Origin of the sequence: Flavobacterium arsenatis (assembly GCF_031456785.1) — a bacterium.
GTDB lineage: Bacteria > Bacteroidota > Bacteroidia > Flavobacteriales > Flavobacteriaceae > Flavobacterium > Flavobacterium arsenatis.
Window position 1 is genome coordinate 98,951 of record NZ_JAVDVI010000011.1, and the last position, 13,789, is coordinate 112,739.

The following is a 13,789-nucleotide window of genomic DNA, read 5'->3' on the forward strand; positions in this document are numbered from 1 at the left end:
AACAGTATGCTGGAACAGTTCCATGGTTTTAAATAAAAATAATATCAATTAATTGTTTTTATTCGTGCTTTATAAAATATCAAATTAACGTACAGATTAAATTCTTCCTTAAATTGCCACTTGTTTTCTCTTCCCTCTCAACTTTTTATTATTTAATCAAAAAATTATCTGATTGGTATCTTTTTATCATACCAAATACATAGTAAAAACTATACTATTTAAACATTACCCCAATAAAACCAGCCTTTGTAAGAATTATATGTGAATATTGTAAAATATACAAAAAGTACTGTAACAGAATCTCTTGATAGTAGTGGCATCTTTGTAATGTAAACTTAACACACTTATAATTATGAAAAAGTCAATTGTAACACTAGGAATGATCGCTATGATTTTTGCAGGAACTTTAACAAGCTGTAAAGATCGAGAAGCAAAAGTAGAAGATGCTCAAGAAGATGTTTTGGAAGCAAAACAAGATGTAGCTGAGGAACAAAACGAAGCGAACCAAGAGTATCAAAACTACAAAATGGAAATCAATGAAAAGATTACCAAAAATGAGCAAAAGATTGCTGATTTAAAAGTTAAAAAAATGACAGGTTCGGCAGATGCACAAGAACGTCACAACAAAAGAATTGCTAGGCTGGAAGAAAAAAACAGCGAATTGAAAGCAAAACTAGACCAATACACCACATACAGTGCTGATACTTGGGAAGCTTTCAAGGCAGATGTTCAGAGTACTGCTGATGCACTAGAAAAAGAATTTGAATCAGAAAACTAAAAAAGAAAACAAAAAAAGATTAAACAAGCTATGAAAAAGATTTTAAGATCAGGGTTACTGTTATTTGCTATGGCAGTTTCCTCTACAGGTTTCGCTCAAGATGGCACATCAAATGTATCTGGTGACACAAGAGAAAATTTTAAATTTGGTGTAAAAGCCGGTATCAACTTATCGAATGTGTATGACGAAGAAGGAGATGAATTTGTTGCCGATGGTAAAGTAGGTTTTGCCGGTGGTGCATTTGTTTCTATTCCTCTTGGAACGTTTGTTGGGATTCAGCCAGAGGTTTTATATTCTGAAAAAGGATTCAAATCTGAAGGAGAAGGTCTTTTTGGAGAAAATTATAAGTTTACAAGAACTACATCACATCTTGATATTCCTGTACACTTGCAAATTAAACCAATAGAAAATTTTTCTATCCTTGTAGGTCCTCAATTTTCTTACTTGTTGAGTACTAAAAATGAGTTTAACGGATTTAGCGCTGAACAAGAGGAAGATATTAACGATGATAACTACAAAAAAGGTATCTGGGGACTTTCTGCTGGTGTAGATTTTACCGTTGAAAACTTTATCCTTTCTGCAAGAGCAGCTTGGGATTTAAGCAAAAGCGATAAAGATGGTGATGAATCTTCATTAAGATATAAAAACCAAATAATTCAATTTACGGTAGGTTATACCTTTATGTAATCTTACAATCCGATTGAGGATGGGAAAGATTGCTATTTGAAAAAGAAAAACTGTAGAAGACCGCTATATCTTTTACAACAATTTTTAAAAATAAATTATTAATTAAAAACAATTAGATATGAACTCAGGTAAAGTAGTATTAGGAGCATTGGCAGGATTGGCTGCAGGAGCAATTTTAGGAATTTTATTCGCACCGGATAAAGGAACTAACACACGTAAGAAAATTGCCGATAAAGGCAAAGGATCTATTGATGACATCAAAAAGAAATATGAAGATGTAATCAGTACTATTTCTTCAAAATATGAAAGCGTTAAAAATGATGCTTCAAATTACATCAATGAAGGAAAAGAAATTGCTGCCGACGCTAAAAGAACAGTTGAAAGCAACGTAAAATAATTGTATTGTCCGATAGGTTGTCCCTCACAGGTAAACTTATCGGACATTCTTTTTTTAAAATTAAAAACCAAATATTATGAAAGATAAAGTGATTCTAGTTGAAATGCTATATGAAAAAGCAGAGCAATATACAAAGACAACCTTTGAATTGTATAGACTAAAAACTATAGACAAGGTTACGGATGTTTTTGCTTCCGTTGCTTCGAGATTTGCTATTGTAGCAGTCCTTGCTTTATTTTTTGTTTTATTAACTGTTGGAATGGCACTCTATATTGGAGAAATTCTGGGTAAAAACTACTATGGATTTTTTACTCTAGCATTGTTTTATGGCGTTCTGGCACTTGTTTTAGTCAAAAAAAGAAAACCTTGGCTGGACGACAAATTGAACAATTATCTAATAAACGAAATCTTTAAAGAAAAGAAAAATGCAAGTAATTAAAGACGACCAATCTCTGGCTGAAGCAATCAGAGTAATGAAAAATCAGCAAAGAGCCGAATTGAGCTTGTTGAAAGCACATTTCGAGTTCACTATTGATAATTTGAATCCCGTTAATATTGTAAAGGAAAAAATTGGAGAAGTAGTTTCGTCAATTGGCGAGAGCGTAACCTCTGAAAACTTTAAGACGAAGGCGTTGAAAATTGGCGTGGGTCTGGCAAGTGGCTTTCTAACAAAAAAATTAGTTGTGGGGTCTTCAGGAGGCTTTTTTAGAAAGCTTCTAGGAATGGGAGTTCAAGCGGCTGTTTCGGGTTTTGTTATGAAAAAGCTGCCAATAACAGAAGAGGTCGATCACAGTCAATATAGAGAATAAGCATTGAAGAAAAAACTACACTTTCCAAAATTTCATTATCAAGCAATTAGAAATTGTTTTTAGTTAAATTAACCGTAAAACTACTTTGAGGTTAATGATGTTGTAAAAGACAATGCTAAATACATTATTTTTGAAATAGTAATGATCTTGCTAATATCCATTTCTAATTGCTGCTAATGAATTTTAAATTCAAATTTATCTTTATTCTATTTTTCTGCATTTGCAGTAATGGTTTTTCGCAAGTGAAACCAACAGAAAAAGATACGGCAAAGATGTACCGAAACATCGAAAAATATTCCAAGAAAAGAGGTTTTACCAAACTACTTCACAAACTCATTTTTGAACCCACCGAGAAGAAAAAGGCAAATCCAATTAGGGAACCCAAAAAAAGGGTTTATAAAAACTATGAAGGCAGAATTGTTAGGAACATCGAAATCCAAACCTTAGACCCTTTTGGCTTTTCTATATCAGACACTACCCGAAAAGCACGAAACTGGACCGAAAGAACGGGAAACAGAATTCATATCAAAACAAACAGGCTTGCAATAAAGAACCTCCTCCTTATCAAAAGAAATCGCCCTTTGGATTCTCTTTTGGTTAAAGAAAGTGAGCGTCTGGTTCGTTCACAGCGCTATGTTAGGGAAGTTGTGATAACTGCGGAACCCGTTTCTAAAAATTCAGATTCTGTGGATGTTTTTATTCGCGTTTTGGATTCTTGGAGCATTATCCCAAAGATTTCAGCATCAACTTCCAGAACCAATATCGAAATAACCGAACGTAATTTTTTGGGTTCAGGACATGAATTCAGCAACCGATTCATCAACCGGAATGAGGATGGCAAAAATGCCTACAGGATGATTTATATTGTTCCGAATATCATGAATACTTTCATCCGGACCACCGTTTCTTATGAACAAGATCTTGATAATAATTATGGGAAAATCCTAGGCCTTGAAAGACCGTTCTACTCTCCTTTTGCAAGATGGGCTGGTGGAGTTTATTTTGATCAGGTTTTTAGAAAAGATACTTTGCAAAGTCCCGAAGGTAATTATGCAATCCAAAATTTCAAATACGATTCACAGGATTTTTGGGGCGGCCATTCCTTTAGAATCTTTAAGGGAAATACCGAGGACGATAGGACTTCGAATCTTATCACTTCTGCTCGATACTTGAATGTTAATTACAAACAAAGACCAACCATTGCCTATGATAGTATAAATTTTTATAGTGACGAAAAATTTTATTTAGGTGGTATAGGTATTTCTTCCCGGCAGTTTGTTGAGGACGAATACCTCTTTAATTATGGAATTATTGAGGATGTTCCAGTTGGAAAAATTTATGGCATAACGGGTGGCTATCAAATTAAAAATGGAGTTGGACGAATGTATGGAGGTGCTAGAGCATCCTACGGAAATTACTTCAAATGGGGCTATTTGAGCACCAACTTTGAATACGGTACTTTTTTCCGTGATTCAAAACCTGAACAAACTGCCTTTTCATTTCAAGCCAACTATTTTACAAACCTGATCCAATTGGGCGACCGATGGAAAATGAGACAGTTCATAAAACCACAGTTGATTATAGGCACAAACAGATTGCAATCCACAGGAGATTATCTTACTATAAATGAGAATAGCCACTTTCAAAGTAATTTTGGGGCTGGGAATATTGGCAGAAATGGTTCAGGAATTCCTGGCTTTAATAGTGCTGTTTACGGCACCAAGAAAGCTGTTCTTGCATTGCAAACACAATTTTATTCGCCATGGGATTTGTGGGGTTTCCGACTCAATCCCTATTTTAATTTTACAGCAGCAATGCTTGGAAGCGACGAAATTGGATTAACACAAAGCAAATTATATTCCTCTGTTGGTGTTGGACTCATCATCAGCAACGACTTTTTGGTATTCAATTCCTTTCAATTCTCCTTGTCCTATTATCCGAGTATTCCTGGACAAGGAACCAATATCATCAATACGAATTCGATTCAGAGTGAGGATTTCGGCTTTCAGGATTTTGAGTTTGGAAAACCCCGAACTATTATTTATAAGTGATATTTATATCTTAATCTAAAGTTAAAAATCCTGTATTGGCACACTTATTGGCTTAACGGCTTTACACTATTAACCTTAAAAATTTAAAACTATGAAAACACTAAAATTAGCATTGTTAGGAATCGGTTTAATGATTTCTAGTTTGACACAAGCTCAAGTAAACGTCAATGTAAACGTTGGAGCTCCTCCGGCTTGGGGACCAGCTGGCTATGACACCGTAGAATATTACTATCTTCCAGATGTTGAGGCCTATTATGACGTTAGAGCTTCAAGATTTATCTATTACGGAAATGGCAAATGGGTTAGAGCAACACGGCTTCCGGCTCAATACAGAACGTATGATCTATACAGTGGCTACAAAGTAGTTTTGACAGATTATCATGGCCCAACGCCTTACATTCACCATAAACATCATAAAGTAAAATACCACAAAGGCTACAAAGGCGGACCACAAAAAACAATTGGAATGAAACCCGCAAAAAAGCACAAAGAAGGACATCCTCATAAAAAAGGTGGAAAACACCACGGGAAACAAGGAAAAGGAAAAGACAAGAAATAATTAATGACAAAATAATCAAGACCCAATCAAGGGTCTTTTTTTATGTCCAATTGTTAAACAAATTCTAAAGTATTATTGCGTTTTATATTATTAGTATATTTGAAAATTAAACCCTCATCAATGCAAAAACTTTCCATTCTATTCCTTTTATGCCTTCTTTTTAGTTTTCAGAAAACTAATGCCCAACAACCAAAAAAGCCAACAGCAGTAGATATTTACAACCAAATCCAAAAGCTGAATTTTCTAGGTTCTGTATTATATATTGCAGCTCATCCCGATGATGAAAACACCCGATTGATTTCATACATGGCCAATCATCAAAAGGCTCGAACGGGTTATTTATCCTTAACCAGAGGCGATGGCGGACAGAATTTAATTGGAACGGAATTAAGAGAGCTTCTTGGAGTAATAAGAACACAGGAATTGATCGAAGCTCGAAAAATTGACGGTGGTGAACAATTTTTTTCCCGTGCAAATGATTTCGGCTATTCAAAAATCCCAAATGAAACCTTGAAAGTTTGGAACAAGGATCAGGTTTTGAGCGATATGGTGTATGTAATCAGAAATTTCCAGCCAGATGTCATCATCACCCGTTTTGACCATCGTTCTCCTGGAACTACTCACGGACATCATACTTCTTCGGCGATGCTTTCGCAGGAAGCTTTTGATATTGCCATCGATAAAAGTGCTTATTCAAGTCAACTGGAATTGGTGAAGCCTTGGCAACCAAAACGATTGCTTTTCAATACTTCCTACTGGTTTTATGGAGGAAGAGATAAATTTGAAAAGGCAGATAAATCCGCTTTGGTGAATTTGCCAACTGGTGTTTACTATCCAACTTTAGGAAAATCAAATCAGGAAATTGCCGCTTTAAGCAGAAGCCGTCATCAATCACAAGGATTCGGAAGTACAGGAAGCCGTGGCGATGATCTTGAATATATGGAATTGATAAAAGGAAATGCTCCAAAAGAAAAGAACAATCTCTTTGAAGGAATTGATACTTCTTGGAACCGAATCAAAGGCGGAAATGCTGTTGGAACTGTTTTGCAAAATGTAGAAAAGAATTTCGATTTTAGAAATCCTTCAGCAAGTATTTCTGAATTGGTAAAAGCCTACTCGATGATTCAAAAACTGGAAGACGAACATTGGAAGACTGTCAAATCAAAGGAAATAAAGGAAATAATTGCGTCTTGTGCAGGTTTATATTTAGAGGCTGTTGCCGAAAATCAGGAAGCAACTCCTGGAAGTGCAATCAAACTGAAATTGGAAGCCATCAACCGAAGTGATGTGAAAATTGATTTGACTTCTGTTAAAATATTTCCCGAATCAAAGGAATTCATACAAAACAAAACCTTGAACAGAAATATTGATGAAAACATAGAACTTGACATCACCATACCTCAAAACGCTTCCTATACCGATCCTTATTGGCTTAAAAAAGAAGGAACCGTTGGAATGTATCGTGTGGATGAACAGAAAAACATCGGTGTCCCAGATATTATCCGTGAGATAAAGACAGAATTTGTCATTAGCATAAATGGTGTGGCTTTGCCATATGAACGTAATGTGATCTATAAATACAACGACGAAGTGAAAGGAGAAGTCTATAAACCGTTTGACATTGTTCCTGATGTAACGACTACTTTTTCGGACAAGGTGAAAATTTTCAACAACAACAATTCAAAAACCATTGGAGTAAAAATAAAAGCAGGTAAAAACAATGTAAAAGGTAATTTGCGCTTGGAATTGCCAACAGGATGGAAAGTGACTCCAACTGAAATTCCCTTTGAATTGACCCGAAAAGGTTCGGAACAAACCGTAACTTTCGAAATAACGCCACCAGCAAATGCAAGCGAAATTGATGCAAAAGCAATCGCAATAATTGATGGAAAAACGTTCGACAAGGAACAAATCATCATCAATTACGAACACATTTCAAACCAGCAGGTTTTAAAAACTTCTTCAGCTAAATTCATCAAGCTAGACATTAAAACCGGAAATGAAAAAATTGCCTATATCATGGGTGCCGGAGATGAAGTTCCTGAATATTTGATGCAAATGGGTTATGAGGTTTCTATCGTAAAACCATCTGATATTTCTAAAGAAAAATTACAGCAATTTGACGCCGTTATTGTCGGAATCCGTGCCTATAACACTATTGATGAACTAGAATTCAAGCAATCCATCTTATTTGATTTTGTAAAAGAAGGTAAAACGATGATTGTGCAATACAACACTACAGGAAAGTTCGTAACAAAAGAACTCGCTCCATATCCTTTAAAGATTTCCAGAGACCGCGTTACAGAAGAAGACGCAGAGGTTAGATTCCTGCAACCGAAACATAAAATGCTTAATTCACCGAATAAAATTACCTCAAACGACTTTAAAGGTTGGGTTCAGGAACAAGGATTATACTACCCAGATGAATGGGACAAGGCCTTCACTCCTATCCTATCTTCAAACGATAATGGAGAAAGTCCAAAAAACGGTGCTTTATTAGTGGCAAATTATGGAAAAGGATACTATATTTACACAGGCCTAAGCTTTTTCAGGGAATTGCCTGCCGGAGTTCCAGGAGCTTATAGGTTATTGGCGAATATGATTTCGATGGGAGAAAAAAACAACTAAAATTATGGACGATAAAAAAATAAAAGCTTGGAAAAAAAACTACACCTTGGTGATTGTTGCCAATGCCATTTATATCTTGATTTTTTATTTCCTAATGCAATACTTTTCATAGCCGATGCAGCAATTAGACTGGACTATATTAATCCTCACACTGTTATTTATCGTTTTTTATGGCGTTTGGAAAACCAAAGGAAGTAAAAACGTAAACGACTACATATTAGGAAACAACGAAACGCCTTGGTACACCGTTGGAATTTCTGTAATGGCAACTCAAGCAAGTGCCATTACCTTTCTTTCCACACCCGGACAGGCCTTTAACGACGGAATGGGCTTTGTGCAATTCTATTTTGGCTTGCCATTAGCGATGGTTATCATCTGCTACACTTTTATTCCGATTTATCATAAACTCAAGGTTTATACGGCTTACGAATATCTCGAACAACGTTTTGATTTAAAAACACGTTCGCTTGCCGCTTTGCTCTTTTTATTCCAAAGAGGTTTGGGAACTGGATTAACGATTTATGCTCCGGCAATCATCCTTTCATCTATTTTAGGATGGGATTTAACCAAGATGAACATCGCTATTGGAACCTTGGTTATCATCTATACTTTCACCGGAGGAACAAAAGCCGTGAACGTCACCCAAAAGCAGCAGATGTTCATCATCATGTCGGGAATGTTTATTGCCTTTTATTTGATTCTTAGCTATTTGCCAGAAGAAGTTACGTTCAGTAATGCCTTGCAGATTGCTGGTGCAAACGACAAGATGAACATCATTGATTTCTCCTTTAATCCCGAAAGCCGATATACATTTTGGAGTGGGATAACAGGTGGTTTGTTCTTGGCACTCTCCTATTTTGGAACCGATCAATCCCAAGTGCAGCGTTATCTGTCTGGAAGATCAATCAGAGAAAGTCAAATGGGATTGGTTTTCAACGGATTGATGAAAGTTCCGATGCAATTCTTCATTTTGCTTACGGGAGTCATGGTGTATGTTTTCTTTCAATTTCAAACGCTTCCAATCAACTTCAATCCAAACAGCAAGAAAACGATTGCAACTTCTATTTATGCTGAAGAATATAAAAGTTTGGAAGAAAAACTCGTTGTGGTTTCTGAAGAAAAAAAGCAGGTAACCTTGGATTATGCTCATCAATTGAATATCGATAGGGAAAATAAAGTCTTGAAATCTAGGATTATGGCTTTGGCCGAAAAAGAAAAAGGAATCCGAGACGAAGCAAAAGTTTTGATTGGAAAAGCCGACAAAAAAGATAAGACCAGTGATGCTGATTATGTATTTATCCATTTTATTATCAATTATTTACCAAGAGGTTTTATAGGATTATTATTGGCGGTGATTTTATGTGCCGCAATGTCCTCAACAGCTTCGGGTTTGAGTTCATTGGCATCTACAACTGTAATTGACATCTACAAACGAAACTTAAAAGGTGAAAAATCCGAGAAACATTTCGTGAATGCCTCAAAGTTCTTTACCTTGATTTGGGGAATAATAGCGATTCTTTTCGCCTGTATCGGAACTTTGTTTGAAAACCTTATTCAATTGGTAAACATCATCGGCTCTATTTTCTACGGAACTGTTCTTGGAATTTTCTTGGTTGGTTTCTACATCAAATATGTAAAAGCAAAAGCCATTTTTTGGGGAGCTGTTGTTAGCCAGATTACAATATTTTTTATCTACTACTACACGATACACATCTATCCAAGTGGCGATGAAAAGCTGGGTTATTTATGGCTGAATTTTATTGGGGCAATGCTGACCATCATATTATCAGTACTATTCCAATATATCCTACCAAATACAAAGAAAGAAGCTGAAGCTATAGCATAAAAAAACACCGACAATTCAAGTCGGTGTTTTAGTTTTATAAAAGAATGAAATTATTTTTTACTCCATTCAGCAATGCTGTCTTTGTTCATTTTAACGTAATCGTTATTTTTTGCAGCTTCAGCAGCGGCCAAAGAAGCTTTTGCAGTTTCGATTGCACCTTTCTTATCTCCTAATTTAGCTTGGATTAGAGATTTTTGTCTCAACTGCCAAAAAGGTTTATCTGTACTCATATCTAAAGCTTTGTTGACATATTCTAAAGCTTTGTTCATATCTCCATTAGATTGAAAGAAATAAGCACCTGCTGCATAATAATCATCTTTCGATGGACCATTCAAAGCCTTGTCAATACTAGCCATTGCTGTTTTATGAGTAGGAACCTCAAATTTCACAGCAATTAATGTTTTCTCCCAAGAAATCTCCAAATGTGCAAAATTGTTATCCAAATTATTGATTCCAATTGTAAAGCTTTCAACCTTTCTGTTCAAACTTTCTGGCTTAACGCTTGTTTTCAAAGCAACTTTAGATTCGTCCCAACTTTCAGGAGTTCCCCAGTTTTGAGTATCAGTATAGAAAAAAACTTCCCAGTTATCCGCTTTTGGAGTTGTGAAGATGGCATATTTACCTTTTTTCAACGTCTTTCCGTCAATAACGACATCATCACTGAACGTTACCATTGAATTCTGGTTGGCTCCGGTTCTCCATAATTTTCCAAAAGTAACAAGGTCACCAAAAATAGTTCTTCCTTTAGCACTTGGCCTGCTATATTCAACAGTAACTTCTGATAAACCAACAGTTTGATTAACCGTTGCTTTTAGACTCGCCTGTGGAGTTCTAATCTGAGAAATTACAGGAAGACTTACTAAAAATAGTGCTGTAGCGACTAGTATTTTTTTCATTATAAATTCTATTTTTAAAGATTAATGCTTCAAAGATACTATTTCGATAGGGCTTTAAATGTTAAAAATACCATAAAACGAAAATATATTGTTTAACAAATAATCAAAAAGATTAAACAATTTATACCTTTACAGAAATTTAGAAAATGAAAATCTACACTCTGAAATCGATTCAAAATCTACCTATCACTTTGGATGAAGCCTGGGATTTCTTGTCAAGTCCAAAAAATCTAAAGACCATAACTCCAGATTATATGAGTTTTGATATTATTTCAGGTGGAGACAGGCCAATGTTTCCGGGACAAATCATTCAATATATTGTAACCCCAATTTTCGGAATCAAAACCAAATGGCTAACCGAAATAACCCATGTTGAAGATAAAAAGTATTTTGTAGATGAACAACGCTTTGGACCTTATGACCTTTGGCATCACAAGCATTTTTTGAAAGAAATTCCGGGCGGTGTCCAAATGGAAGACATCATTGACTATAAACTTCCAATGGGAATTCTGGGTCAAATGGTGCATCCCTTTATCGTTCAGCCAAAATTGAACGAAATTTTTGAATACAGAAGAAAAAAACTAATCGAATTGTTTGGAGAATTTAAAGGATAAAACATGAAAAACATACTCTTAATTGGCGGTTCTTATGGAATTGGTTTGGAAATTGCTAAAATCCTCGAAAAGGAAAACAACGTATTCGTTGCATCAAGAACTTCAGAAAACATTGCAAATTTAAAAATCACTCACCTTCCTTTTGATGCTAAAACTGATATTTTAGATGTTTCCAAATTACCTGAAGTTATTGATGGCTTGGCGTATTGTCCTGGAAGCATTAACCTTCGTCCGTTCAAAGGATTAAAAATTGAAACTTTTGAAGATGATCTGCAAATCAATTTCATCAATTTGGTAAAAGTGATACAAACAGTTCTACCTCAACTTATTGCTTCTCAACAATCTAGCATTGTACTATTTAGTAGTGTCGCTGTAGCAATGGGAATGCCATTCCACACTAGTGTTGCCGCTTCAAAAGGAGCTGTTGAAGGTTTTGCTAAAGCTTTGGCTGCTGAATATGCTCCAAAAATCCGTGTAAACGTCATTGCACCTTCCTTGACAAATACTCCTCTGGCAGACAAGTTCTTAAACAACGAAACCAAACAGCAAAAAGCAGCTGAAAGACATCCCTTGAAGCGTTTTGGCCAGCCCGAAGATATTGCCCAAATGACGAGTTTCTTGATGGATGAAAAATCGTCTTGGATTACAGGACAAGTTTTTCACGTAGATGGTGGAATGTCGAGTTTACTAGTAAATGGCTAAATTTGTTTGAAAACATAAAATTATAAAATGAATGTATTCTGGTTCAGGCGTGATTTAAGAATCGACGACAACAAAGGTTTTTTTGAAGCATTAAGTGCCGGAAAAGAAGTCCTTCCCATTTTTATTTTTGATAAAACCATTTTGGACGAACTTCCAAAAGATGATGCAAGGGTAAATTTCATCAGCGATTTGTTGGTTAATATGAATGAAACCCTGAAAGCAAAAGGCAAATCGCTTGCCGTTTTTTACGGAAAACCTGCGGAAATCTTCGAAAAATTAGCTCAAGAAAATAAGATTGAGCAAGTTTATACCAATCACGATTATGAACCCTATGCAAGAAAGCGGGATTTAGAAATGTTTCAGATTTTCAAAAAACATACTATTGGATTCAAGACCTACAAAGACCAAGTTATTTTTGAAAAAAGCGAAGTAGTTAAGGATGATAATTCACCTTATGTCGTTTTTACACCTTACTCAAAAAAATGGAAGCAAAACTTCAACAAAAGTCTTTTAGATAATTATAATTCAGAAGATTTAATTGAGAATATTACCAATCACTCCTACCCTTTTCTGAATTTAAAAGACATTGGTTTTGAAGCTTCAAAAATCAAAGTTGCTCCTTATGATATTTCTTCGGATTTGATTGACAATTATGAACAAACCAGAAATTTTCCAGCTCTAAACAAGACTTCGATGCTGGGAACCCACTTACGTTTTGGGACTGTGAGTATCCGGAAAATGATACAAAAAGCATTGGGTTCTAAAAATGAAACCTTCTTAAATGAATTGATTTGGCGGGAGTTTTTCATGCAAATCCTTTGGCATTTTCCAAATACAATACACAAAAGTTTCAGGGAAAAATACGATACAATTGTTTGGGACAATAATGAAATCCTTTTTCAGAAATGGTGCGAAGGAAAAACCGGTTACCCTTTTGTTGATGCGGGAATGCGGGAATTGAATTCCACGGGACACATGCACAACCGTGTTCGGATGATTGTAGCCAGTTTTTTATGCAAACATTTATTGATCGATTGGCGTTGGGGCGAAACCTATTTTGCAACCAAATTATTAGATTATGAACAATCCAGCAATGTTGGCAACTGGCAATGGGCTGCAGGTTCAGGTGTTGATGCCGCTCCTTATTTCAGGATTTTTAATCCCACCGAACAAGTAAAAAAGTTCGACAAGGATTTGAAATACATCAAAAAATGGGTTCCGGAATTGGAAACTTTAAACTATCCAGAACCTATCGTGGATCATAAAGAAGCTAGAGAAAAATGTTTGAAAGTTTATAAAAACGCTGTGGGTTGATTCTGCAAGCTCAATATTTTTAGACTCCAACTTCCCCTCCTCTGGAGGGGTGCCCGAAGGGTGGGGTGGCAAATATCTTAAACAAAATACTCTTTAATAATAAAACCTTCCAATTCTTTCATAACATTATCCAAATCATTTAAGATTCGGTAATCTGAAAATCTAATTATTTTAATTCCCAAAGAAATTAAGAACTCTTCTCTTTTTTTGTCGTATGAATCTTTATCATTATGACTATTGCCATCAATTTCAATTACCAATCCTAATGTCTTTACATAAAAATCGACAATATAATTTCCAATTATTCGCTGTCGGTCGAAATCTATTTTCCAAAATATGGATGTATGTACTTGCTTCCAAAATACAACTTCAGGAAAATTTCCGGCTTTTCTTAAAGCCCGTGACCTATCCTTTAATTTAATATTATAAGGTAAATTCTCTATGAAATTTCTGTAAATTGTAATTTCGTTAATTTTCGTGAGTACAATTTTATTCGGCATATAGTTTT

General features: G+C 35.4%; 14 protein-coding genes. 12 read left to right on the forward strand and 2 right to left on the reverse strand.

The genetic code is table 11. The annotated features are described in order from the left end of the window. The first annotated feature begins 352 nt into the window (after positions 1-352). The 9 genes from J2X31_RS12710 (at position 353) to J2X31_RS12750 (ending at position 9,755) form a co-directional block, all read left to right on the forward strand. A complete protein-coding gene (locus J2X31_RS12710; protein WP_310027188.1) occupies positions 353-778 on the forward strand; it encodes a sll1863 family stress response protein in 426 nt (141 codons plus the stop codon). A gap of 30 nt (positions 779-808) precedes the next feature. Further along, positions 809-1,465 carry a porin family protein gene (locus J2X31_RS12715; RefSeq protein WP_310027189.1) on the forward strand — a complete coding sequence of 219 codons (657 nt, stop codon included), beginning with the start codon at positions 809-811 and terminating at the stop codon, positions 1,463-1,465. Positions 1,466-1,583: 118 nt separating this feature from the next. Then, positions 1,584-1,862: a YtxH domain-containing protein gene (locus J2X31_RS12720; RefSeq protein ID WP_310027190.1), complete on the forward strand. Its 279-nt coding sequence runs from the start codon at positions 1,584-1,586 to the stop codon at positions 1,860-1,862. A gap of 76 nt (positions 1,863-1,938) precedes the next feature. Then, positions 1,939-2,301 (forward strand): hypothetical protein, encoded by a 363-nt coding sequence (locus J2X31_RS12725; protein ID WP_310027192.1) that lies wholly within the window; start codon positions 1,939-1,941, stop codon positions 2,299-2,301. Beyond that, positions 2,288-2,671 (forward strand): hypothetical protein, encoded by a 384-nt coding sequence (locus J2X31_RS12730; RefSeq protein WP_310027193.1) that lies wholly within the window; start codon positions 2,288-2,290, stop codon positions 2,669-2,671. The genes J2X31_RS12725 and J2X31_RS12730 overlap by 14 nt, the downstream gene beginning before the upstream one ends. A gap of 176 nt (positions 2,672-2,847) precedes the next feature. Beyond that, positions 2,848-4,722 carry a BamA/TamA family outer membrane protein gene (locus tag J2X31_RS12735; RefSeq protein WP_310027194.1) on the forward strand — a complete coding sequence of 625 codons (1,875 nt, stop codon included), beginning with the start codon at positions 2,848-2,850 and terminating at the stop codon, positions 4,720-4,722. Positions 4,723-4,813: 91 nt separating this feature from the next. After that, on the forward strand, positions 4,814-5,281 hold the full coding sequence (locus tag J2X31_RS12740; RefSeq protein ID WP_310027195.1) for a hypothetical protein: 468 nt from the start codon (positions 4,814-4,816) through the stop codon (positions 5,279-5,281). Between the two features lie 120 nt (positions 5,282-5,401). Next, the gene (locus tag J2X31_RS12745; RefSeq protein WP_310027196.1) at positions 5,402-7,909 is read left to right on the forward strand and encodes a PIG-L family deacetylase; all 2,508 of its coding nucleotides are present in this window, start codon (positions 5,402-5,404) and stop codon (positions 7,907-7,909) included. 115 nt (positions 7,910-8,024) lie between these two features. Next, positions 8,025-9,755 carry a sodium:solute symporter family protein gene (locus tag J2X31_RS12750; protein ID WP_310027197.1) on the forward strand — a complete coding sequence of 577 codons (1,731 nt, stop codon included), beginning with the start codon at positions 8,025-8,027 and terminating at the stop codon, positions 9,753-9,755. A gap of 50 nt (positions 9,756-9,805) precedes the next feature. Here J2X31_RS12750 and J2X31_RS12755 read toward each other — a convergent pair whose 3' ends face one another. Further along, positions 9,806-10,651, reverse strand: coding sequence for a DUF2911 domain-containing protein (locus J2X31_RS12755; RefSeq protein WP_310027198.1), 846 nt, complete (start codon positions 10,649-10,651; stop codon positions 9,806-9,808). 146 nt (positions 10,652-10,797) lie between these two features. Between J2X31_RS12755 and J2X31_RS12760 the strand changes: the two genes are divergently transcribed. From J2X31_RS12760 to J2X31_RS12770, 3 genes are read left to right on the forward strand one after another with little or no spacing between them, the layout of a single operon-like run. Further along, positions 10,798-11,265, forward strand: coding sequence for an SRPBCC family protein (locus J2X31_RS12760; protein ID WP_310027199.1), 468 nt, complete (start codon positions 10,798-10,800; stop codon positions 11,263-11,265). 3 nt (positions 11,266-11,268) lie between these two features. Continuing rightward, positions 11,269-11,967, forward strand: coding sequence for an SDR family NAD(P)-dependent oxidoreductase (locus J2X31_RS12765; protein ID WP_310027200.1), 699 nt, complete (start codon positions 11,269-11,271; stop codon positions 11,965-11,967). A gap of 27 nt (positions 11,968-11,994) precedes the next feature. After that, positions 11,995-13,281, forward strand: coding sequence for a cryptochrome/photolyase family protein (locus J2X31_RS12770; protein WP_310027201.1), 1,287 nt, complete (start codon positions 11,995-11,997; stop codon positions 13,279-13,281). 77 nt (positions 13,282-13,358) lie between these two features. Here J2X31_RS12770 and J2X31_RS12775 read toward each other — a convergent pair whose 3' ends face one another. After that, positions 13,359-13,781 (reverse strand): endonuclease domain-containing protein, encoded by a 423-nt coding sequence (locus tag J2X31_RS12775; protein ID WP_310027202.1) that lies wholly within the window; start codon positions 13,779-13,781, stop codon positions 13,359-13,361. Positions 13,782-13,789: the final 8 nt, after the last annotated feature.